Below are 22,032 nucleotides of genomic sequence, written 5' to 3'. Positions count from 1 at the left end.
TCCTTGGTTCCGCTGCCGCCGGAAGACCCTTCCTCCGCCAACAGCGAGGAGGAAGGGGAGAAAAGGGAGAACGATCCCCGCGTCCGTTACCACGCCGACCTCGGCCTGGTCGAGACCACCGACATCCAGCGCGGACTGCTCCTCGCACGGCGGATGCTGCGGCGAAACGGCGAACGCCGCCAACCCGGCCCGCACATCGCCATCGACAGCGACTACCGCGGCACAGGCAAACGCACGCTGCTGCACCACATCGGCATGGGCCACCAAGGGCGCCGCGAGAAACTGCACGGCATCGACGACACCCGCATCCCGGTGATCTGCCTCAACGCCCCGCCCAACCCGGGCACCCCGGCCGACTGGTCCGCCGCCCTTGCCACGTTCCTGGGCTGGGACCTCTACCGCTCGGACACCGACAGCCGGCCCGTGCAGCGCATGAAGGACTTCACCGGGCCCGCCGTGCACGTAATGCGCACCAACCACGTAGAGGTGTGCCTGGTCGACGGGATCGACCGGCTGCGCACCGAGGACCTGCAGCCCACCTTCGACTTCTTCGACTACCTCGCGGACGAACTGAGCCTGACGGTCTTCTGGAGCGGCATCGGCTCCAGCGACATCCTCCGCGAAGCACGCACCGCCCGCTTCCCCGCCCTGTGCCGGACAAGCGACGCCGCACCGCTGCGCCAGCGGTCCGTACCCACCTTGTGGGTCAACCGGCTACCGCCCCGCAGCCCCGAACACCCCGACGAATGGCCCCGCGCCCTGGCCAGTTTCGACGGAAGACTCCAGCTGTGCCACCACCGGCCCAACAGCCTCCTGGAGCTCGCCGAAGAGCTCTACGACATCACCGACGGGCTCATGGAGAACCTCACACCGCTGCTCAGCATGGCCGCGCAGATCGCCATCCTCGACGGCACAGAGGCGATCACACCGGAGATCCTGCACGACGCAGCCCGCTACCTCGATCTGCCCGCGGCAGGCACGATGGACGAGGCGTGGTGACGCAGAGCGCGGATGCCGGGCTCTCACCACCGACGAGTACGCGGGCCGCTCGCACGCCGTGCCGGGGCACTCGCACACGTTCGGGCCCGCATCTGGCGGGCACCCCTGAAATGCGACAGGGTCCGGATCCATTCGAGGATCCGGACCCTGCTCGGCAGTAGCGGGGACAGGATTTGAACCTGCGACCTCTGGGTTATGAGCCCAGCGAGCTACCGAGCTGCTCCACCCCGCGTCGGTGAAGCCAACCGTACGCCATCCTGCGAGGTCCACAGACCACCTCCGGCCGGGGGCTATGCAGCGAAGCCGACGTTGGTGCAGTACTCGTACGCTCCGTACTGGGATCCCAGATCAGGCAGGATGTCGTCGGTCCAGGCCGCGTCCAAGCCGTGGTGGTCACCGGCCGCCCACGCGCCGACGATCCGGTCCCAGCGGCGCACGTTCATGTGCCGGAAGGGAACGTCGCGCTGCAGCGGGCGGGCTACGCCGGACTGGTTGAGGGGGTGGATCTCCACCCTGGTGCCGCCGTTCGCGTTGAGGCGCTTGAGCAGGTGCCGGGCCACGTTCTGCCGGCGCACCACCCGGTAGGCGTCGTCGATCTTCTTCAGGTTCTTCGCCGAGGGGTGGCGCTTGCCCTCCAGCCACGCCTTCAGCGTGCGGTCAGTCACCGTCAGCCTGGCATCCCTGGCGGCCTGACGGGCGTGGTCGGACCTCGTCAGATAGTTCAGGCGCGCCATCAGACCGCGCTTCGCGGTGACGGGGGTGGCGATGCCGCCAGCGAGGTCGTCGAGCTTCCGCCCGACGAGTTCGCTTCCCCTGACGCCGCTCGCGCCGAACCTTCCGAAGTCACTGTTCCTCTCCGGCATCTACTGCTCCTCCCCCATCGTGTCGGTGCCCGCGGTGTAGAGGTCTTTGACCTTGACCTCGGTAACCCCGCGGCCTTCGGGAAAGACACGGCGCCAGTCGCCGATGACGTGGAGTTCGTCGGTGCCCATCGCGCGGACGACAGCGAGTCCTTCGTCGTGGGCTTTGAGCGCCTTCATCCAGAGGTTGGCGAAGGCCTGGGAGCGGATGATATGCATCCAGTCCGGCCGGTACAGCTCCCGGTTGTAGTTCGACTCCCCCATGGTGGAGACGAACTTCGCGTACATCGCCTTCACGTACTCCAGGGTGACCGCGTCACCGTCGGCGATGGCGGTGTCGCGGGCGTCCTTGAGCGTGATGCGGAACTTCTCCAGCAGGTTCTCCGTCGCCCCCGAAGTGTAGGACTCGTGGACTTCCGGCGCCTCGCACAGCCCGTACTTCGGGCCTGACAGGCGCAGCAGGAGCCGCAGGGTGGGTTCGGTGACCCACAGGGGTCCGGGTTCGTCGCGCTCGCCGATCGGGTTGGGCAGCACGGCGCCGTGCTCCCAGGCGGGTGGGGTGATCAGGTGGACTCCGGCACGGCGGCGGTCATGCGGCATGCCGGTGGTGTGCTCGAGCTGCCCGAGCGGCAGATGAGTCTTGAGGGCAGACAGATAGGCGCCGTTGATGTCCAGTGCCGTCACCTCATGAACGCCGGGCGGCAGTTCGGCGCGGGTCCACTTGGGGCGGGCCTCCCAGATCTGGTCCGCACCCCGGGAGGTCTGCTTCTTCAGGATGCCGGGAATCCAGGGATGGGCGATCACGTCGTAGCGGGCGCCCTTGCGGGTCTCGTCCAGCAGGCGCATCGCGTCCGGGATCGCCTTCTTCAACAGCGCCGCGGTGGCCGCTTCCACGGCGCCCTGGTACTCGGCGAGCGCTCCCTCAACCGCCGCATGAATCAAGCCCACCGGGCCTGACGGCTCCTGGAACGCCCGGCGGGCCGGGCCCTTGGCCCGCTCCGACAGCTTCGAGGCCGGAGCGGGCCGGCCGGCTACCGGGGCCGGCTGCGCCTCGACTGTGCCGCCCTGGCATCCGGCCGGGTCCAGGTGCTGGGCGAAGCCCTCCACCCGCTGTCCGGCCGGACGCCCGCACAGCACACACGGCTCCGGCGCGGTGAGTACCTCGACTTCGTCCCCGCCTTCGAACTCGAAGGAAGCGGGCCCGGCCGCAGCGGCAGCATCCGCTGCGACCGGCTCGGCCACAGCGGACTCCACCGCTGGCTCAGTTTCAGGCGTGGTGTCGGTGGCGAGCTTGGCGCTCAACCCGTCCAGGAGGTAGGCGTACTTGACGCGGACCTCGCCGACCGGGTCCCGGCCGACTTCCCAGGCGCTGACCGTGGACGGGCTCACCCCGAGGGTACGGGCCACCTGCGCCTTGGACAGCTGAGCCTGCTCGCGCAAGGCGCGGCGGGCCTCGGGGTCCGGGAGGTCGGTCTGCGGGCCGACGGAGGCGAGGAGCGAGTCGATCGCGTCGAAGTCACTCACCGGGACCTCCCTTTCAGATGTAGGTGACGGGGTTGCGGGACAGGTGCGGGCTCTTGGTGGCGCGGCCGACACGGTCGTCGCCGCGCAGCAGCTCTCCCTGGAGGGCGTAGCGGTCGCCGTGCTTGGAGATCCCGGTGATCGTCGCAACGGCGAGGACAGTGCCCTCGGCGTTGATGATCTGCACTTCGTCCTGGGCGAGAGCGCGGTCGGCGTTGAACTTCCAGATGCCGCGACTGACCTCCCAGACTTCGTCCTCACTCATGCCGGGGCGCCATCCGATGGTCGACCGCCCGAGCATGTCGTCGGGGTCCGCCTCACGCTCGGGACCGATCTGGATCTGCAACACCTGTCCACCTCCCAGAACCTGAACTCTTCAACTTGTTGCAAAGTTACCACCCAACATTTAACTTCGCAACAAGTTCTGAAGTAACCAACTCAATTGACTCCAGAACGGCTTCACCACTCCGACCCTCGACACGAAGGAGACCCGGTCCATGACGATGGCGCACGACGAAGCACCGCGCGGCATCCACACCGAGACCTGCTCCACCTGCTGCGCGACCGGCGCGGAGCTGACCCACATCCGGTTCACCGACGCCTGGGGCATCCGCCGCCGCAGCGAGTGCGGCAGCCAGAACAAACTCGGAATCCGGGTGCATGCCCGGCCCGGCGAAGTAACACACTCCGGCGCCAACTGGTCCCCCGCCCCAGCCCTCGGGCCTCCGCCCTCCGCCAGCCCGACGGCAGGCGGAGGCCCGTGCGCACGCTTCCCACTCAGATCCCGAAGCCCCCGTGGCTCCGGGCCCCGGCGGCCTGCCCCAGTCCGCTTCCCGCGCCCTGCGCACGAACTCCCGCCCTCCCCGCGAACGCTCAGTCCTCGCCACCCGCCGAGCGCCACGGACACCTCCGAACACAGCCAGTCCGGATCAGCCTCCACCCGACCCAGGAACCCTCACTCCAGATGGAGCCTTCTCCCACCGTGCAGGCCAAGCGCTATTGAACGTCCGCTTCAGCGTCTCTCAGCTACCTACATCTACACAGGCCAGGCCGCGAACACAGCTTCACCATGAACGAGAAGGCACACTACGGCCCGGTTTCGGCGTAAAGAGTGATCTGGACCGCCAGAACGGCGACGGCCACGACCTCAAGCAGGGAGATGACAAGCGGGACGGCCGCGCCCGCTCCGTAGACCCAGAAGACAGTCAAAGCCGCCAGCGGTACCGCGGCAAAGGCCGTGAGATCCACCGCGCACTGGATTACCTTGCGCTGGGCCCGGCGGGTATCGCGTCGGTGCGCCGCCTCCCACCCGAAGAGGCTTTCCGGTTCCCCTGCGAGTGCGCTCAGACGGGGCCCGAGATCGGTCCGTATGTAGCGGCCGATCGCGCTGATCTTCTCGTCGTTGACCAGGTATGTCCACCCCAGGACGGACGTGGCGGCGGGCAGTGCCAGCAGCAGTTCGGCGTGGCGTGTCTGGGCAGTGCCGATCAGTACCGTCACCATCGCGGCCAGGGTGACGTAGAGGAGGTTGTCCCGGAAACCTATCCGGGTCTTCTGTTCTTCCTTCACTCTGTCGTACTCAGCCAGGAGCAGCTTGCCAATGGTGATGTCATCTGTAGCTGTCACGCCTGGTCCTAGAGGTTCGGGGCGAAGGTGCGTCGACGGCCAATTCTGTACCCGCCAAGGAGTGGTGGGAAGGAAATCAGAGGCCGTTCCGATGTGGTCGGGCTGATCAACTCGAGAGCGGCGCCGAGGGTGGGACGGGGCTGCGGTGAGGCGGCGGTAGGCTCAGCAGACGTTGCGGTTGTGAGGGGAACATCCTTTGCTCGTAGGTGAGTTCGGTCTACATAATCCGGTCGTTGTGCTGACGGCTATCGGTCTGGAGTACGAGGCTGTGCGTGCACACCTCATCAATCCGCGTCGAGTGGTGCACGAGGGAACATGGTTCGAAGCCGGTGAGGTCGCAGGCTCGGGTCGTCAGGTCGTTCTCGCGGAGGTGGGACCGGGGAACCGGCCGACGGCGGTGATCGCCGAGCAAGCAAGGACTCGGTTCACACCCCGGGCAATCATCTTTGTCGGGGTAGCAGGCAGCTTGAAGCCCGACGTGAGATTGGGCGATGTCGTGGTCGCGAGCAGGATTTATGCGTACGACGGGGCCAAGCACGTATCCGACGAGGTTCTCGCACGCCCGGCGGCCTGGGCGGCCTCGCACGATCTGCTGCAGGCCGCGAAGCATGCGCTGCGCGGAACCGAGTGGACCGGCCGCGTCCGTGCGGGAGCCTTCGAGTCAGACGGTCCGCCTACGGTGCACTTCAAACCCGTCGCAGCTGGTGAGACCTTGCTGAGTTCGATGGATTCCGAGCTGCGTGAGCGGCTCACCCGTGTTTTCAACGATGCGGTGGCCGTGGAGATGGAAAGCGCAGGGCTGGCCGAGGCGGCCGCTATCGGCGGAGTCAAGACCCTGACGATCCGGGGCATCAGCGACTACGCGGACGACGCGAAAGCGTCGGCCGATGCTCGCGGTATGCAGGGGGTCGCCGCGGCCCACGCCGCAGCAGCGGCGATGACTGCCCTCGCTGCCCTTCCCCTCGGCGTCGGTGAAGGCGGTGCCGACGGGCAGGGCTCCAGCACATCTGATGGTGCGGCGGTGCAAGGGCTGACACAGGTCAACACGGCGGACCGAAAGGGTGTGGTCAACGCCGTTCAGAACGGCTCGCTCACCATCAACCATCACGGGTCGCAAGCGACCGAGCGGTGAACGGGGGCGACGAGCAGGCCAATGGTCTGCAGCCCGAAAATCCGCACCCCGTCAAAGACCTTTCGATGACACAGACCAATAGCGCCGATACCGGTGGCACAGTCAACGCCGTCCAGCACGGCAACCAGATCATCAACAACTTCCTCGGACCTGATGCGCAGCGGCTCTTCACGCAATGGGAGAGGAGTCTGCGGCGCACTCCCGGCACGTTGAGCATCGCTCCGGGCCAGGTACTGGCAATGGAACGTGAGACTCCGCTGGCCTCCCTGACCGACGCCCTCAGCACGGCCCAGGCAGGTCATGTGCTCCTCGTCCGAGGGGAACCCGGTGTCGGCAAGACCGCCCTGGTCTTGCGGTCCATCGACGAACTGCGCACCCGGTCCGTACACGTCCTGGCGGCCGCTGCACCGGCAATGTCCCCGTACGCGGGCGGCTTGGACGAACTCATCCACGCACTCGGGGCCCAGGACGGCACATCGAAAGCATCTGCTCCTCACGGAATTCTGGTCCTGGATGGTGCTGAAGCCGCTCAGGAGGGGCTCGAAAACCTCGTCGTGGAAGCCGTGGAGGCAGCGATGGGTGCCGGGCTCACCGCCGTTCTGGTCAGCCGGGACGACGCGGCGGACACTCTCCGGGACCTGCTGGACCGGGCTGGATGCACAGATGTCAGCGAAGTCATCGTGCCGTCCTTGGACGACCGGGAGATCACCGAGATCCTGGCCTCGGCACCGGAGTTGGCACGGCTCGCCAGTGATCCCCGATCACGCTGGCTGCTGCGCCGGCTCGCCCTCATCGATCTGCTACTGCGCTCCGTCAGGCGGGGCGCAGCACTGCCTGCTCAGCTGGCGAGTGAGGCCGAGGTCTACACCCATGTCTGGCTCGCGTTCGTGCTGAACAACCAGCGGATGGCCAACGGGGTAGTGCCCGAAGACCGCGGAGCGGCGCTCGTCTCTCTGGCAGAAGGACGGCTGACCGGCCGCCGCACACCGTCCCTCCCCGGCCCCGCACTGGCTTCACTGCGCTCCGACGGCATCCTCGCTCCGCTCGGCGAGTCGTCGGCGACTTCGAACGAGGAGCACGCTTTCGCCCACGATGTACTGCGGGACTACGCCACCACCAAGCGTCTGCTGCTGGACGACGGCCTGTCCCTGCTGGACCTCCACGGGCCGCGGTGGGCCATTCGCGCCAGCCGTATCTTCTGCCAGATCAGGCTGCGGTCCGGGGCGGATGTGGCCGGAGGGTTCATCACGCGGTGGAACCAGGTGCGCCAGCAGTTCAAGCAGCTGGCGGCCACGCACGGATCGCGGTGGAACGAGGTTCCCTGGGAGGCGGTGCTGTCCTCAGGGTGGTGCGCCGAGGCTCTCGCCGCACTGACTGAGGACCTGGTGCGCCGCCCCGAGCTTCTGAGCGAGCTGCTGCGCTGCGTGACGTTGCGCTTCGGTGAGGATGGCGAGCCGCTCGTCGCGGCCCCGGTCGTCGCCTGGCTGGCAGAGCACACGGACGTCTTCACGGACTACCGCAGCGAGCCGTGCGACACGCTCGTGGTGACGTGGCTGCGGAGTGTCTCCGAACAAGAGATCCTGGGGGACGGCGTTCCGGACTACCGGCCGGTGCGGGTCCAACTGCGCGAGGCGATGTTTCGATCGGTGCCCAAGTTCCCCCCGCCCGCGTTCATCGAGGCGCTGGCACTGCTCGGTGCGGATCGGGACGACGCCGCCGACACCCTGCTGCGACGGCTGGCCCGCGAACGCGCCCACACTTTGATGCCGGCAGTGGACCGTGGCGGGTCTGCCCGGTGCCTCGCCACGACGAACCCGGCGCTGCTCACGGAGCTCGCAGCGGCCTACTACGCGCCGTCGGCGGACCCGCTGCGTCTGCGTGGTGAGGTGCGGGGCCGTTCAGTGGGAAGGCATGAGTACCTCGGCATCCGCTCACAAGGGCAGGCTGCCTGGTGGCGGGGGCCGTTCTTCTCCCTGCTGCAGACGGATCCCGTGCGCTGCATGGAGCTGATCAGCACACTTTTGGCTGCCGCCGTCCGGCCGGAGGACCGGTACAAGAGCGGAGACGAGCCGGATCCGGACAGCGCTTCTGCCCCGGCTCTGCGTGGCGACTTCCTGGGAACGGGAGACTGCGAGTATCCCGGCCGCGGGGACGCCTGGTCCTGGTATCGAGGCGCCCTGAACGGCCCGCAGCCGTGCATGAGCGCCCTCATGGCTCTCGACCGCTGGCTGGACCAGCTGGTCCAGGGCCGTGTCATGCCAGCTCGCAGGGCTGCGGAACTGGTACTCAGACGGGTGGGGACCGTGGCCGGGGCCGGCCTCGCCTACGGCATTTTGGTACGGCATCTGGACGAGATCAGCGACGAGCTGGACGGCTTCCTGGCCTCACCCCTGGTCTGGGAGCTTGAGAACGGTCGCACCGTCGCCGACATGATGTTCCGCAGGAGTAACGAGCTCCCGGGCGAGGAGCACCTGAACCTCTCCCCCGCCCAGGTGGCGATGTCTCTGGTTATCTATGCCAAACGACGTGGGGACAACGCGGCCGCGGCACGATTGCAGGCCGTTGCAGAACGGCTTCGTTCAGCCGCGACCGATGTCATTGATGACCTGACACTCAGATTCTGGGCCGATCACCTGGACTGTGAACGTTTCGTTCTGGTGAGAGACGGCGGTCAGGCGGCCGTCGAGGTACAACCGTCCGAGGCCATCCGGCAGGAGCTTGAGCGGCGCCGCGGCCGGTCGGACCTCACGTCCAAGCAGTATGAGTTGCTCAACCGATATGCGCTGCACCAGGATCTTCCCGGCCGCATCGGTCCGTCGGCGCTGACAGAACCCAGCCAGTTGGCGAGCGACCTCCAGACGGCACGGAGCCTTCTCGACCACGCGGATTGCAGCACACAGAGGCTCGGCAGCGTGTATGCGGTTGCTGCGGCCGCCGTGTGCGCGGCGGCGAATGGAACCCTGGTGGCGGTCGAGGAACTCTGCTGGTCGGTCGATCTTCTGACGGAGGTCATCCTCGACTCCCCTGCGCATCTCGATGCGAATGTGTCTGACACAATCCAGCTTTGGGAGGGCAGCCGTCAGGCGGCCCTCGCACTACCACGCAGCCTTCTGCCGACGGTCGCGTTGTTGGCCACGGCCCCTCTTGGCGCCGAGCGTGTCGGGCGTATCCGTGAAGCTGTCCTGCGGTGTAGCGCGCACCCGGTCCATGAGGTGCGGGCCTACGCCGCCGAAGGGCTGCGTCCGTTGTGGTCCGCCCCGTGCTCGGCCACAGTGCGCTCATGTCACCATGCCGTGGCGTGGGAGGCCGTCGAAGCCAGCCTCCGTCTCGTGGTCGAGGACGCCAACAGCCTCCTTGCCTCTCGCTCAGAGTCCTTGCGCCCGCCTGCGGCGGCGCTGGACCAGCTGACCGGCGAGGAGCTGTCGCTCCCCGTCCTAGGCACGGCGCTGCCTGCGATCCTTGAGGCCGCCCGCCTGCAGCATTGCAGGACGGCCCATGCACGGTCAGTACGAGCCCCCGTTCTGGACGCCTATGCGCGCGCGGCCTGCGTCTGGGGCGACGGTGGATACCACCGGCACTCAGAAGAGCATGGTGCGGTGGCGGAAGCGCTCCTTCGTAGCGGTGCCGAAGAGCCGACGGTGATGACCGGCTTCGTGGACACGCTCACGGTCTCCCCCGCGGCGCTCAGCCATCTCCTGCACGGCCTGAAGATTGCCGCCACTTACAGTCCCGAGCTGGCGAAAACTCTCGGCGTTGTCTGGCCTCACATCATGGAATCGGTTCTGACCCGCCCACTGTCTACCGAGCAGGTTGACCGCTTCGGAGACCAGGAACGGCTGATGGAAGAGCTGGTCCCCAACCCCACGCCGTCCAGCGCGGACTTGCATGTGGACAGCACGCTGGCCAGGGCCCGGCGCACGTGGCTGACGTTGGGCCCTCTGCGTGACCTGATCGACAGCTGGACCACCTCCGCGGGCACGGAGAGGTTCGCCATCGACAATCTCGTCGGGTTCCTCAAGGCACAACCGATCCATGAACAGATCGAGCCAGGTATGCGGTGGGTCCGGCAACTCTGCGTCAACAGCAACGGAGCAGTCGACTCGGCAGGGTTCTTGCTTGTCGAATGGCTGCAGGACCTCCGCTCTGAGGTGACCCCTTCTGCCCGCCCCCACTATCGGGCGGTGGTCGACGGCCTCGCCCTCACACAACACCCGAGTGCCCCAGCACTGCAACGGCTGGACGAATGACCCACACAGGCACCAACCTCGCCCAGGCTCTCAGGCCCCGGCAACAGGCATTGCCCTGATGCGATGCTCAGCCGTGAAGCGCGATCTACAGCCGCCGCCAGGGCTCCCTCACCGACAGCGACAAGGAATCTGCCTTGACCCAACCGAACAACCCCCGTGTGGTGGTCCTGACCGCACTTCCTCTGGAGTACCAGGCAGTGCGCGTGCACCTGACCAACCTGGAGAGCTCCGAGCACGAGGCGGGGACCAGGATCGAGGAGGGCTCGCTGCCTGGTACGCCCTGGCGGGTGGCGATCGCCGAGGTCGGTGAGGGCAACACGAATGCCGCCGCCCTCACCGAGCGGATTAACTCATGGCTGAAGCCGGCCGCCCTGTTCTTCGTCGGAGTCGCCGGAGGTCTTAAGGACGGCGTCGAACTCGGTGACGTCGTGGTTGCGACCAAGATCTACGCCTATCAGGGCGGCAAGCAGGACCCCGCCCAGTTCCTGGCCCGCCCGAACGCTTGGGACGCCTCCCACCGGCTTGAACAGGCCGCCCGTCATGCCCTGCGGTCTGACGAGTGGACCTCGCACATCCGCAGCCAGCGGCCACCGCGCCCGCCCGCTGTGCACCTCAAGCCCATCGCCTCCGGCGACGTCGTACTCAACTCAGCCGACAGTGCGCTCTCAGCCCAACTACACCACACGTACAACGACGCGGTGGCGATCGAGATGGAGAGCGCCGGCTTCGCCCGCGCGGCACACCTCGCCGACCAACTGCAGGCCCTCACCATCCGCGGCATCAGCGACAAGGCCGACGGCCTCAAGCACACGGCGGACGTGGGAGGAAGCCAGCCCCAGGCAGCCGCTCACGCCGCCGCAGCCGCCATCACCGTGATCACGGCGCTCACACACTCGACCTCGGCCTCCAACGCCTATCCCGCCGCCAATTCCGCGGAGGTCGGCACCGCGCGCACCCCGCACAACGGAGGTAGGCGGCCAACGGCCGACGGCTCGGGCCCCCAGTGGGAGCCGATGGCCGATGCCGTCGAGGTGAACTGGCGCAGAACGGGCCACAACTCACCCTCCAGCACGAGTGCGGCCGCCCTGGAGATCCATCTCGTCCCGGTCCCTTCCGGCAGCCGCATTGAGGTACGTAGACTGGCCCGGCTCGGTGACCAACTCATTCGCACCGGCCGGGAAGACGGCTTCTTCACTCTCTCCGAGCTACTCGATACAGCTGCCGACGACCAGCACGCTCTGGTGACCACAGCGGGCGGCGGCCAAGGCACTACCGGACTGGCAGTCCTGCGCACAGGACAACGCTCCGCATGGCAGCCGCTCCCCCACGACGACATGGGAGCCGTACTCGACCGGGTTGAGCTGCCCCAGCAGATCGCCCGGCTGCTGGCTCTCCTCCTCAGGTTGCCACTGCCCGACCCGCTGTCCGTCGCCCTGGGTATCGGTATCGATCCAGCCGCCATGGTCAGCGAAGACGCCATGAGCCGCTTGCCCCGTAGCACGGCCCAGTTCCCGATGAGACACGACCTCTTGCGAGTCCACCCGGACGAATCGCTCACCATGAAGGAGCTGAACGCCAAGAGCGACAGCGTCGCCGAGGAGCTCGCTGCTCGCCTGCTCGCCAGCTTCCGTACCACGCGCCGCAGTTTCTGACGTAGCCGAGAAGAAAGACGCACGATGGACATGAAGAGCAGGCCAGGCGGTACGTCTCCTGACGCTACGGGCTCTGGCACTCACGCTTCTGTTCAGACGAACTCAGCGACGCACGGCGGCACGGCAAACGCAGTACAGAACGGTAATTTGACGGTTAATCAGTACTTTCACGCGGATTCCAGCGCGCCTAATCCGTGGCTCACACCGCGGGAAGCGTTCAACGATCCGCAGGCTGCCGCATACTTCAGCCATCATTGGGACCTGGTCGGACGATCCGATCTCGTCGAACAACTGCTCTCCTTCGCCTTGGCTGATGACGAAACCGAGGGCAGGCTCGGTGTCCTCGTGGGCGCGGCAGGCGGCGGCAAGAGCCGTGTGCTGCAGACTTTCGCGGCAGAGTTCGCCCGCCGCTCTGAAGGCGTCGTGCAAGTGCTGCTCGCCACCGAGGGCGTACATCAGCATGCTGTTGAGCAACTGCCTCAACACGACAGCCTGCTCGTCATCATCGAGGACGCCCACCAACGTCCCGAAGAGTTGGCGGCGATCATCCGGGCACTCCGCCGTGAACGGCCCGGGGCCGTCCTGGTCGTCTCCACCCGACCGTCCGGCACGACAGTACTCAGGGGGACGTTCAGGCAGTTGCGGGTGGACGACGCGCGGGTTTCCACGTGGGAACTCGGCGAACTCTCGACGCGAGATGCCTCCCGACTCGCAGAACAGGCGCTCGGCGAGGCAAAGCGGCACCTGGCTCGCCGGCTTGCCGCGACCGTGGGTGATTCACCGTTCCTACTGGTGTTCAGCGCGGTGGAGATCGCGCGCGGCAGGCTCGATCCCCAGCGGATGGAGAGCGATGCCCGCCTGCACCGGGAGGTAGTCGAAGCGTTCATCGAAACGGCTCTGACGGACCCGGCGACTCGCGACCAGGAAAGAGCCGTGCTGCACACCGTCGCGGCTCTGCAGCCCGTGCGCACGGATGTCCCGTGCTTCCTCAAGTCCATGGCGGCACTGCTCGGCACCCCTGACAGCGTCCTCCACGTCCAGCTGCGCCGGCTGGTGAGCAGCGGAGTGCTGGCACGCAGGGGTGCCTCGCACCGGATCCTTCCTGATCTCCTGGGCGACGTGCTGCTGGCCGAGGCCGCCATCAATCCGGACACCGGCGCCTCCACCGGCTTCCTCGAGCACGTCCTGGCCGAGACCGACGGAGAACCGCTGACAAACGTACTGGTCAACGCTGGCCGAGTGGACTGGCAGTGGAGCCGGCTCAGGCCGACCGGCCGGTCCCCCTTCGAGCCGCTGTGGCACACCATCGAACAGGAGTACACCGACGGCGATGCCTCGACCCGCAGCCGGCTCCTGAAGGTCATACGCAACATCGCCCCGTTCCAGCCACGGCGCGTCCTCGGCCTCCTGCGTCCAGAGGTGGAGGCTGGCCCGGCCGATGCGCCTCGCCTGCTGGACGACGTTCCTCCAGTGCTGGCTGCGGTTGCGCAGGACCCCGAGCATCTCGGTGAGGCCCTCGACCTGCTGTGGAAACTCGGACAGCATGACATGCGCCCCCTCCGCTCGTCCTCCCAGTCGGCACTCGGGCTATTGAGCGACCTCGCCTCCTACTCACCCGACAAGCCCTTGCTCTACCAGGAAGCGGTGGTCGAAGCGGTCGCCCGATGGGCGCGCCAAGGCCCGGTGCGCCCCGCCGACCGAATGCCATTCGCCCTGCTGGACCGGATCTTCGAACCCGTGGCGGAGGGCCACGAGTTCGACGGCCGGACGCTCACCATCTCGCGTCTGCCAGTGCTGGCTGAGCGTGTGGCGCCAGTGCGCGACCGGGCGTACCGGGTACTGCTCGAGGCGTACGGCTCGGCGGACCGTATGAGGGCGGGCGTGGCGGCACGGAGTTTCGCGGAGGCTCTCAGCGGCCAGGTCGGGCAGTTCGCAGACTGGCTGGTGCCTGCCCTGGAGGCGTTGGCCGCGCGCACACGTGAAGTCCGGCCAGGACCATTGGTGGCGCTGGCCGTGCGGCGGTCGGTCCACTGGCATGTGGCTTCCAGGACTCCGCACGCTGCGGCCGCAGCGTGCGGAGTCCTGGAAGCCCTGCCCGACTCGCTTCCGCACCGGCTTGCCGTACTGCTGCACAGCGACTGCCACGAATGGTCGGTAGGCGAGGACTACGACTACGAAGCGACCGAGAACAGCTGGAGCCGTCGCCTGGCCGAGGCATCCTCCCAGGCCACAGTTTGGGACGACGCCACGGCCTGGGACGTCTTGCGCGACCTGCTGGAGCAAGGGATGCAGATATTCGCCGAGGTTCCGCCAGGTTGCACGGCCCTCATCGCCGGCATGGCCTCGGAACGACCTATGCGTGCGGCGGCAATCATCCGTGGGGCCCTGGAGTGCAGCGACATCACAGCGGAGCTCGTCCTTCCGCAGGCGTTGAAAGCCCTGTGGAAGGACGAGCCCGACGCCGCCTGGCAGATGGCGGCGGAACTTGCGGACGCCAGTCGTGCCGCACCGGTCCGCGCCGTGCTCCGGGCCAGCGCGGCACGGCTGGCGGCAGGGGACGTACTGCATCCGCACGAACTCGCGATTGCCCGTCAGCTGGCCATCCGTGCCGACAGCCCCGTGGGCACGGATGTCTTGCGCCTGGCCGTCTCGATGATCCGCAATGCGGCTTCGCGCGAAGACGCCATCGCGCTTGTCTGCTCAGTTCCGTTCTCCGGTCTGGCGCGCGGGGCGGCGGACTTCTGCTGGGCCTTCATCGGCCCGGCCGGCCTGTCGTGGTCCGAGTTCACTCCGGAGCAACGGAAATGGTGTCTGGCGGAGTTGGCCAAGACACGGACGATCGATGACCATCGAGTCAAGTCGGCCATCGCGGCACTGTCGGAAAGTCACGAAGACGAAGCGTTGGACCTGCTGCTGGCACGGCTGGAGTCGTGGGAGCAGGATCCCAAGCCGGGCTTCGATCCGCTGCCCTTCGCCTGGCATGCTCGATCCCCCTTCACGAACAGCCCGCGCCGCGTCGAGCTGTTGCGAAGGGTGACGCGATGGTTCGAAGAAGAGCGTGAGCATCCCTGGCGGCGCGAGCTGTACGGCACCAAGCTCTTCGCGACCGTCACCGGAAACGTGTACGACAGTGCCGCACGTGACGTGCTGCTGGAGGTGTTCAGGTCGGGTGAGCACCAGCGGATAGACGCTGTTGCGCCACTGCTGAGCGGCGCACATCGCGGACTCCTCTGGGAGGAGCCCCAGTTCGTGGCCGAGGTGCTGAGCGCCGCCATCCAGCTCTCGGAGGAGCTGTACCGCAAGGTCGGCGGCAGGCTGATGAGCTCCGTGACAGACGGATCAAAATCGACATCCCCCGGCGAACCGTACCCGCAAGATCTTGAGATCCTGCAGCGCGCCACGGAAGTCCGGGCGACGCTGCGCACCGGCTCCCCGGAGGAGCGGCTGTACGCCGCACTGCAGGACTACGCAAACAGACAGATCGACTCAGTCCGCAGAGAAGACCTCACTTTCGACGCCCGCCGAACTTGGTGAGCAGCGCCTCGTCTCATGACGTCATTGCCGTGGCCGACCGGCTACGGCCAGCAGATACAGGGGCCCCAGCGATCAGAAACGGTCGCACCGTCAGGTGAGCTGGCCATCGCGACGCGTTCCCGGCCGGGCCGAAGGGCCGCTTGCGGTGCTGCTCCCGGACATCGACGCGGAGCTGACCGTCTGGGACGACGACCGCGCGCCGTGGTCCGAGGAACTACTCCCCGTGGCCGAGCTGGCGTACTGGCTCACGCACTGGCCCCAGAGCCCCAAGGCCGGGGAACGGGATCTCGCACTCGACTCGATCTCCGCGGATCCGGGCTGATTCACAGCACAAGGACCGATAGCGGGTGAAGCGTCGGAACTCCTCCAGCCGAATGTGCGGACGTCTCCCGTTACCTGAGGTCCCCTGAAGGTCAAGATCAGGAAGTTGTGCGCTCCGTAAGCGAAGGCCTCGCCGGGCCGGTGATCGCCCCCACCTCTATCCCCGAGCCCTGGGCACGCTCCAGTACGGCCAACGCCGCAGGCAGGACTGAGCCAATTCCCGACTTCACCCAGCGAAGGCGCTCCCCGGTGGTCTGCGAGCTGCCCCCCGCCCAGGCAGGACGGAGCCAGCTGCCTCCCGCGCGAGCGGCGAAGAATCCTCAGCTGGACCCCAGGATTCTCAATACATCTGCGGGTTCTTCATCCAACTTGCTGCAGCGCAGGTCAAACACCGTTACGACACGAAAGAACTGCCCAAGACACCTCTCAGCCACCTGCCGCATCGCAGGTCAGAGACCGTTCTCTACTACAGCGAGAATGAGAACTCACAGTGAGTAGCCGTCGAGCGCGCTGTCTAACCGCTTCTCTGCGAGTTTCACATACCCCTGATCTCCCGACTCGCGCGCTTCTTCCAGAACTTCTCGGCGCTTCGTGATCATTGATTCCCATTCGCTCTTCTCGTGGCGGAAGTCGTCGGCGGTGTTGAACCTGGTCATTTTTACTTCCTTTGGGTCTCTGGTGAATTCAGAATCCCGAGCAAGGGCGCGGCTTGGCAACCGAGTTGACGATGTCTCACGTTTCCTCTTTGGTCCGGTCGATTCACGGCGGAACGAGTCAGGGGACCGGGGGGCAGACCCGCCAGGGCGCGCGCTCGTTGGTGGCTGCGCCAGACGGGCACGGCAGCAGCTGCCGCAGGGACTTGCGGGGCTAACTACCTGGCTCGCCATCGTGATGCCCGGCTCGGGAGGACCGGGCCGCCTACCAGGAGTCAGCCATGTATTCAACGGTTCGCGAATCCTTCCCGCACGTGCTCTGAGCTGGGTTTCAACGGATTTTCGCGAACGCTTGAATACCTGTCTTCCCGGCTGGAATCTGGCCCCCGCTCCCCGTAGCCAAGCTCCACAACCCGCCGTACACACGACCGACTTGAGAGGACGCCATGACCACCCACCCGAACCCCGCCGCCAACCCGAGCCCGGCTCCCGCGGTGCAGCCGCCGGCCTCGCCGCCCGCAGCGCCGGAGCCGAGCCCGGCCGAGGCCTCGCTGCGCCGCACCCTCCAGGCCGTCACCGCCGCCGTCGCGGTTCTGGGCCTGCTCTTCGCCTTCTACGTCTTCACCGAGCACCCGCAGGTGCTGCCCGCGCTCCAGGGCGTGGGGGCTTTGGTGGCCATCGGTCTCGGAGTCATCGGCGTGGTCAAGCTCGTCAACCTCCGCCCATGACACAACCCGCGCCGCTGTACGCCTCCCTGACGGCCCAAAAGTCCCTGCCCCGCCCGGAAGGAACCGGGCGGGGCGGGAGGGCGGCAGAGAGGCGCTCAGGGGCTCAGAACGCCTCGCTCTGCTCGAACGCCTCGGCAGGGTGCGGGACATCGAGGCCGAGCGCGGTTGCCTGGTCGGCGGTGCGCGTCCGGACTCCGACCGGGGCGTTGCCCGCGTACTCGATCGCCTGCCACGGCCAGGTGACGCCCTGACAGAACTGCTCGGGCCAGGAGCGTTCGGAGCGCGCGCCGCGCCGGGGCACCCAGTCCATGAGGCGGGGTTCCGCCGCGCCGGGCTCGGACGCCGGCGCCAGGCCGAAGCCGAACTCGGGCCACCGCAGCCACAACGACGACCCGATGGGGCGCAGGTCCCGCCGCCCGCCCGGCTGGGCGTGGGGGGCGTGCGCCTCGATGAGCATGGCGGCGCCGCCGGACACGGTGTGCATCATCTCCAGCGCCGACATCACCGGGCGCGCCGCCTTTTCGTCGCTCTCGCCGTTCACGGTGAGCTTGTACAGGGACCCGATGCTGATCAGGTCCGGCTGGGTCTGCCCGACCATGCGGGCCAGCCACGAGCGGTCGGCGGCCTGAGTGACGTCCAGGCTCTCCGGGATCATCCGCAGTGCGAATCGGCCGCGCTCGGCCGGCGCGCCTTCCTCGATGGCTGCGTGCTGCATGCGGCGCAGCCACGGGCGGGCCTGGGAGTCCGCGTTCTCCGCGTCGATGTGCAGCACGCGCACCGGAGCGATCTCCAGCGCTAGAGATTCACGTACAAAAGTGCAGCACTGCCACAAGCGAATAGCGCTACCAGGACCTGGATAGTCGAGCCAATGGAAGGCTCATTCTCACGGCTTGGGCCGTTCACCTCCCGGTCCCGCAGCTTCTCCTTCATATCGCGTCTGTGGCCGATCAGCCCCAGAGGGAAGGCCACAACGATTGCCGTGTACATGGGCAGTAGCGTCTGGATCGACTCGTGACGGAACACCGCATACAACACAAGTGCAGCAGCGCCTGCAGCTGGGGCAAGGCATATGTTCCGCTGCTGTTGCCGGTTGGGCATGATCGGCATGAAATAGAGCAGAAAAATCAGTGTGCCAGTGATAGCGGCAAGCCACCAGATGGTCAGCGTGACATGGGGTGCTTCCACGAAGGCTCCTCGGGGTTGTGGTCTGGCGGATCGGCGGACCCGCCAGACCACAGGGTGCTCATCTGGTCAGGAGAACCAGGTCATGACGGAAGGTATTATTCCCCAGGCTGCCTCTGCTGCTTTCTTTCCATACTGGCCAGCGATCCTCGCTGCGGCAAATGATCCCGTGGCGGCTGTGGCGGCGCTGAGAGCGAGACTACCTACCGATTGCCGGAGTTCTTGGCTGGTCCACCCGTAGCCGATTCCGGTGGCGATGGTGCTGCTGATACCAAGCGCCCAGGACAAGCCGACGGTCACCGGCACGGCGACCGGAGCCCAAGGGGTGAATGCCGCCACCACGGAGGCTGCCCCTACCCACGCACTCGCCTGAGACAGCCGTCCGGCCCAGTCCTTGGCTGTTTCTGATTTCCCTTCGTCTTCGGGCTCGTTGACCTTTTCGTTCTTGGGGTCGTCCTGGGGTTTGTAGTTGTTTTTGGCGTTCTCCTCGGCCTGCTTGCGGGCGGCTTCGGCGGCGGCTTGTTGTTCCTGCTGGCGCTTGGCGACCGCGATGCTGTGTGCTTCGTTGGCGGCCTGGCGTGCGGCGGTGGCGTCCTTGCCGGCGTCGATGGCTGCCTGTCGGGCTGTGGCGGCGGATGATGCGGCGCTGGCGGCGTGGCTGGCGGCCTGCTGGGCGGAGGCGGTGGCGTTGTTGGCTGCGTAGTTTGCCTGCCGGGCCGCCTTGTTCGCGGTGGCGGCGGCGGTCTTGGCCTGCTTCGCGGATTCGGCGGCCTGGGCGGCGGATTTGTCGGCTGCGTCGGCGCTGGTTTTGGCACGCTGTGCGTGTTCGGTGGCTTCCTGTGCGGACTTCTTGGCGGCGGCGGCGGCCTTGGCTGCTTCGGCGGCTGCGCCGCGGGCGCGTTCGGCCGCTTCGAGGGCGGTCTGGGCGTCCTCGTAGGCCTGGGCGGTGGCCTTGGCGGCGATGCTGATCTGGGTGCGGACGGCTTCGACGTGGGCGTTGGTGGCCTGGTCGGCGGCGGCGGCCTTGTACTGGACGCGGGTTACGAAGGCTTCGCGCATCCAGTCGGGCCCGGCCAGTGCGATGCGGGCGGCCGACTGCACGTTCGGCCCGCCCTTTTCCATGATCCGCAGCGTCTCGACCTTGTTGTCGTCGGCACGTACCTTGGGGTAGGTGACGGCCAGGAACTGCTGCAGGGCCTTGGCGGAACCGTCGTCGAGGGCCTTGGTGGCGGCCTCGATGACGCCCTTGCCCGCCCCCTGCTTCGCACGGAGGGTCTGGATGCGGTAGTCGTCCTTCTGTGCCTCGTAGCCGTCGTGGGTGAGGAACTGCTTGACAGCCTCGGGGGTGGAGGCCAGAGCCTTCTTGGCGGCTTGGGCCGTCTTCTCGTTACCTACGCCGGCCAGGGTGACGGCGGTTTCACGGTCGTCTTCCTGGGCGGCTGCTGTGCGCTTGGTCTTCAGCCAGTCCAAGGCATCCGTGTCGTCGCCGGCGAGGGCGTCCTTGGCCGCGTGGGGTGTCCATGATGCCTTGGACTGCAGCAGGTTGAGGGCGGCCTTGCGGGCGATCTCCGCGCCCTTGGCACCGTCAGTCTTGGCTGCTTCCGTCGCGTCCGCCAGGAGCTTTTTGGTGTCGGCGTCCAGTTGCTGGTCCTGGGTGCGGATCTCGGTGTCCGGCAGCGTGGCCTGCGGCATGTCCTTGAGGAGTTTGGCCTGCTCGGTGGCGGTGGCTTCGTCCTGTTCGAGCTGGTACTGCTCGGCTTCCCGGGCCGTCTTGTCCACGCTCTCGGCCTGCCTGGTCGCCTTGGCGGCGTCGTCGGCTGCCTTGAGGGCGGCGGTGGCATGGGCGGTGGCCTTCTTGGCCTCCTTGTCGGCCTCTCCGGCGTGGGCGGCCGCGTCGTCGGCGGCTTGGGCGGCTGCTTCGGCGTGCTCGGCTGCCGAGGTGGCGAACGTCCGTGCCTGACGGGCGGCGGTGGCGGCCTGCGAGGCCAGGCTCTGGGCGCGGCCGGCGGCGCGGGTGGCCTGGGTGGCCGCGGCCCGCGCGGTGGCCGCTGCCTCGCGGGCGCGTGCCGCCTCACTGGCGGCGACGCCGGATTGCTCGCTCGCGGTGGCGGCTGCATCTGCCGCGGCGGCCGCGTTCTGGCCGGCTCGCGCGGCTGCGGAGGCGGAGTTGCCCGCGGCGTCGCTGGCGTCTGCGGCGTGGGCAGCGGCTTCAGCGGCGGTTCGAGCACCGGTTGCGGCATCGCGTGCGGCCTGTGCGGCCTTGCGTGCGTCGCCTGCCTTGTTGCGGTCCGCGATCGCCGCGTTCGCCGACCGGTACGCCGAGGCGGCGGCCCGCCCGGCTGCAGCCGATGCGGCGGCCGCGTTGGAGGCGGCGGTCGCGGCGGTACGGGCCGCGGCGACGGCGGTGTTGGAGGCGGATACCGCGCTGCGGGCCGCGGCGGCCGCTCCCTCGGCGGCTGCGGCGGCGCGGCCGGCGGCGGCGCCGGCCTTGTCCGCGTCGCCCTTGGCTGCTTCGGTCTCCTTTGCGGCCTTCTGGGCTGCCTGCTTGGCCAGGGTGGCTGCCTGCTCGGCGCGGTCGGCCGCGTCCTTGGCCGCCTGCGTCTCAGTCTTGGCCCGCTTGCCCGCATCGACGGCGACCTGGGCGAGCTGGCTGACCGTCATCAGCTCCTGGTCGCGCGCCTGGGCAAGGTATTGGCCGGAGTCGAGGAACTCCTGCAGGTCTTCCGGGCTGCCGTTCATGGCCCGCTTCCCGGCTTCCTTCATGGCCGGGCCACCGGAGTTCATCAATGCGAGGACGGTGACGCGGTTGTCCTCGAAGGTGGCCTTGGCCAGTCCCTTGTCGAGGAAGTCGTCCAGCGCTTTCGCGCTGCCGTCGTTCAGCGCTTTCTGTCCCTCGCGGTTGACCGCGCGGCCGGCGCCGTCCATCGCGCGCAGTACCGAGACCCTGCGATCGTCCTGCAGCGGCTTCTCGTAGCCGGACTTCACGAAGTCCAGCACGTCCTGGTCGGTGCCGGACATGGCCTTGTTCGCGGCCGCCAGGACGCCCTTGTCTGCCATGGGGAGCATTTTCAGGATGGCGACCCGGGCGTCTTCCACGCTTGCCTTGTGCAGGCCGCTGGTGAAGAACTTCCGCAGCTCCTCATCGCCGCCGAGCAGGGCCTTGGTGGCTTCGCGCTTCACGCCCTTCCCGCCCGCAAGCCACTCGTCGACCGCCTGCGCGCGGCTGTTGGCCGGCAATGGTTCTCGGGTGGGACTGGGAGGCGCTGCCTGCGCCACGGTGGTTCCGAATACCACCGTCGCCATGCTGAGCGCAATGACCGCCGCGCTCCTGGCCCGCACACCGGACAGGGTGTGGCGGGGCCGCTTGGACCGTTTCATGATGGGGTGTCACCATCCTCAGAAAGATGGGCAGGGAAAGGGATTCGGGCGGATCTGTCTGAAGCCCGACATCGGAAACCCCATCACGCCTAAGTCTCGGGTAAATCAAGGACCAAAGGCCCGTGCGGCGCTCACCGTGGCGCTTAAGAGATGTCCGGGATGCTGTCCTGACGTGCAGTTTTGGAGCCAGGTCTTTGGT

15 protein-coding genes and 1 tRNA gene are annotated in these 22,032 nt (G+C 67.5%); 7 read left to right on the top strand and 9 right to left on the bottom strand.

The features are described 5' to 3' along the window. Window positions 1-3 precede the first annotated feature (3 nt). Window positions 4-999 (top strand): hypothetical protein, encoded by a 996-nt coding sequence (locus ACGF3I_RS25385; RefSeq protein ID WP_393135731.1) that lies wholly within the window; start codon window positions 4-6, stop codon window positions 997-999. Between the two features lie 158 nt (window positions 1,000-1,157). Here the strand turns inward: ACGF3I_RS25385 and ACGF3I_RS25380 are convergent. From ACGF3I_RS25380 to ACGF3I_RS25360, 5 genes are all read right to left on the bottom strand, one after another. Continuing rightward, a tRNA-Met gene (locus ACGF3I_RS25380) sits at window positions 1,158-1,231 on the bottom strand. A 58-nt stretch (window positions 1,232-1,289) separates the two neighbouring features. Continuing rightward, window positions 1,290-1,862 (bottom strand): helix-turn-helix domain-containing protein, encoded by a 573-nt coding sequence (locus tag ACGF3I_RS25375; RefSeq protein ID WP_393135729.1) that lies wholly within the window; start codon window positions 1,860-1,862, stop codon window positions 1,290-1,292. Continuing rightward, a complete protein-coding gene (locus tag ACGF3I_RS25370) occupies window positions 1,863-3,383 on the bottom strand; it encodes a helix-turn-helix domain-containing protein (protein ID WP_393135727.1) in 1,521 nt (506 codons plus the stop codon). Window positions 3,384-3,396: 13 nt separating this feature from the next. Continuing rightward, window positions 3,397-3,729, bottom strand: coding sequence for a hypothetical protein (locus ACGF3I_RS25365; RefSeq protein ID WP_393135725.1), 333 nt, complete (start codon window positions 3,727-3,729; stop codon window positions 3,397-3,399). A 737-nt stretch (window positions 3,730-4,466) separates the two neighbouring features. Further along, window positions 4,467-5,006 carry a hypothetical protein gene (locus ACGF3I_RS25360; protein ID WP_393135723.1) on the bottom strand — a complete coding sequence of 180 codons (540 nt, stop codon included), beginning with the start codon at window positions 5,004-5,006 and terminating at the stop codon, window positions 4,467-4,469. A gap of 235 nt (window positions 5,007-5,241) precedes the next feature. On the opposite strand from ACGF3I_RS25360, the gene ACGF3I_RS25355 reads away from it, so the two are divergent. The 5 genes from ACGF3I_RS25355 (at window position 5,242) to ACGF3I_RS25335 (ending at window position 15,893) form a co-directional block, all read left to right on the top strand. Further along, complete coding sequence (locus ACGF3I_RS25355; RefSeq protein WP_393135721.1) at window positions 5,242-6,138, top strand: nucleosidase; 897 nt, start codon at window positions 5,242-5,244, stop codon at window positions 6,136-6,138. Next, window positions 6,135-10,385, top strand: a complete 4,251-nt coding sequence (locus tag ACGF3I_RS25350) for an AAA family ATPase (protein ID WP_393135719.1) — start codon at window positions 6,135-6,137, stop codon at window positions 10,383-10,385. The genes ACGF3I_RS25355 and ACGF3I_RS25350 overlap by 4 nt, the downstream gene beginning before the upstream one ends. Window positions 10,386-10,519: 134 nt before the next feature. Then, window positions 10,520-12,037: a hypothetical protein gene (locus tag ACGF3I_RS25345; RefSeq protein WP_393135717.1), complete on the top strand. Its 1,518-nt coding sequence runs from the start codon at window positions 10,520-10,522 to the stop codon at window positions 12,035-12,037. Between the two features lie 147 nt (window positions 12,038-12,184). Further along, window positions 12,185-15,571 (top strand): hypothetical protein, encoded by a 3,387-nt coding sequence (locus ACGF3I_RS25340; protein WP_393135715.1) that lies wholly within the window; start codon window positions 12,185-12,187, stop codon window positions 15,569-15,571. 145 nt (window positions 15,572-15,716) lie between these two features. Then, on the top strand, window positions 15,717-15,893 hold the full coding sequence (locus ACGF3I_RS25335) for a hypothetical protein (protein ID WP_393135713.1): 177 nt from the start codon (window positions 15,717-15,719) through the stop codon (window positions 15,891-15,893). A gap of 484 nt (window positions 15,894-16,377) precedes the next feature. Here ACGF3I_RS25335 and ACGF3I_RS25330 read toward each other — a convergent pair whose 3' ends face one another. Next, window positions 16,378-16,548: a hypothetical protein gene (locus tag ACGF3I_RS25330; protein ID WP_393135711.1), complete on the bottom strand. Its 171-nt coding sequence runs from the start codon at window positions 16,546-16,548 to the stop codon at window positions 16,378-16,380. Between the two features lie 443 nt (window positions 16,549-16,991). Here ACGF3I_RS25330 and ACGF3I_RS25325 point away from each other — a divergent pair, with 443 nt between their 5' ends. Beyond that, window positions 16,992-17,273, top strand: coding sequence for a hypothetical protein (locus ACGF3I_RS25325; RefSeq protein ID WP_393135709.1), 282 nt, complete (start codon window positions 16,992-16,994; stop codon window positions 17,271-17,273). A 103-nt stretch (window positions 17,274-17,376) separates the two neighbouring features. Here the strand turns inward: ACGF3I_RS25325 and ACGF3I_RS25320 are convergent, their stop codons facing one another. The 3 genes from ACGF3I_RS25320 to ACGF3I_RS25310 form a co-directional block, all read right to left on the bottom strand. Continuing rightward, a complete protein-coding gene (locus ACGF3I_RS25320; RefSeq protein WP_393135707.1) occupies window positions 17,377-18,051 on the bottom strand; it encodes an AAA family ATPase in 675 nt (224 codons plus the stop codon). A gap of 17 nt (window positions 18,052-18,068) precedes the next feature. Then, window positions 18,069-18,458, bottom strand: a complete 390-nt coding sequence (locus ACGF3I_RS25315) for a hypothetical protein (protein WP_393135705.1) — start codon at window positions 18,456-18,458, stop codon at window positions 18,069-18,071. Between the two features lie 66 nt (window positions 18,459-18,524). After that, the gene (locus ACGF3I_RS25310) at window positions 18,525-21,833 is read right to left on the bottom strand and encodes an ALF repeat-containing protein (protein WP_393135703.1); all 3,309 of its coding nucleotides are present in this window, start codon (window positions 21,831-21,833) and stop codon (window positions 18,525-18,527) included. Window positions 21,834-22,032: the final 199 nt, after the last annotated feature.

The organism is Streptomyces sp. NPDC048111 (genome assembly GCF_043202815.1).
In the GTDB taxonomy this organism is placed as follows: domain Bacteria; phylum Actinomycetota; class Actinomycetes; order Streptomycetales; family Streptomycetaceae; genus Streptomyces.
The sequence above is the reverse complement of the archived record's forward strand: the minus strand, read 5'-3'. Positions and strand labels throughout refer to the sequence as shown.

Coding starts and splice junctions, on each gene's coding strand:
- ACGF3I_RS25375 (WP_393135729.1), bottom strand. CDS start 1,862: ATGCCGGAGAGGAACAGTGACTTCGGAAGGTTCGGCGCGAGCGGCGTC.
- ACGF3I_RS25330 (WP_393135711.1), bottom strand. CDS start 16,548: ATGACCAGGTTCAACACCGCCGACGACTTCCGCCACGAGAAGAGCGAA.
- ACGF3I_RS25325 (WP_393135709.1), top strand. CDS start 16,992: ATGACCACCCACCCGAACCCCGCCGCCAACCCGAGCCCGGCTCCCGCG.
- ACGF3I_RS25310 (WP_393135703.1), bottom strand. CDS start 21,833: ATGAAACGGTCCAAGCGGCCCCGCCACACCCTGTCCGGTGTGCGGGCC.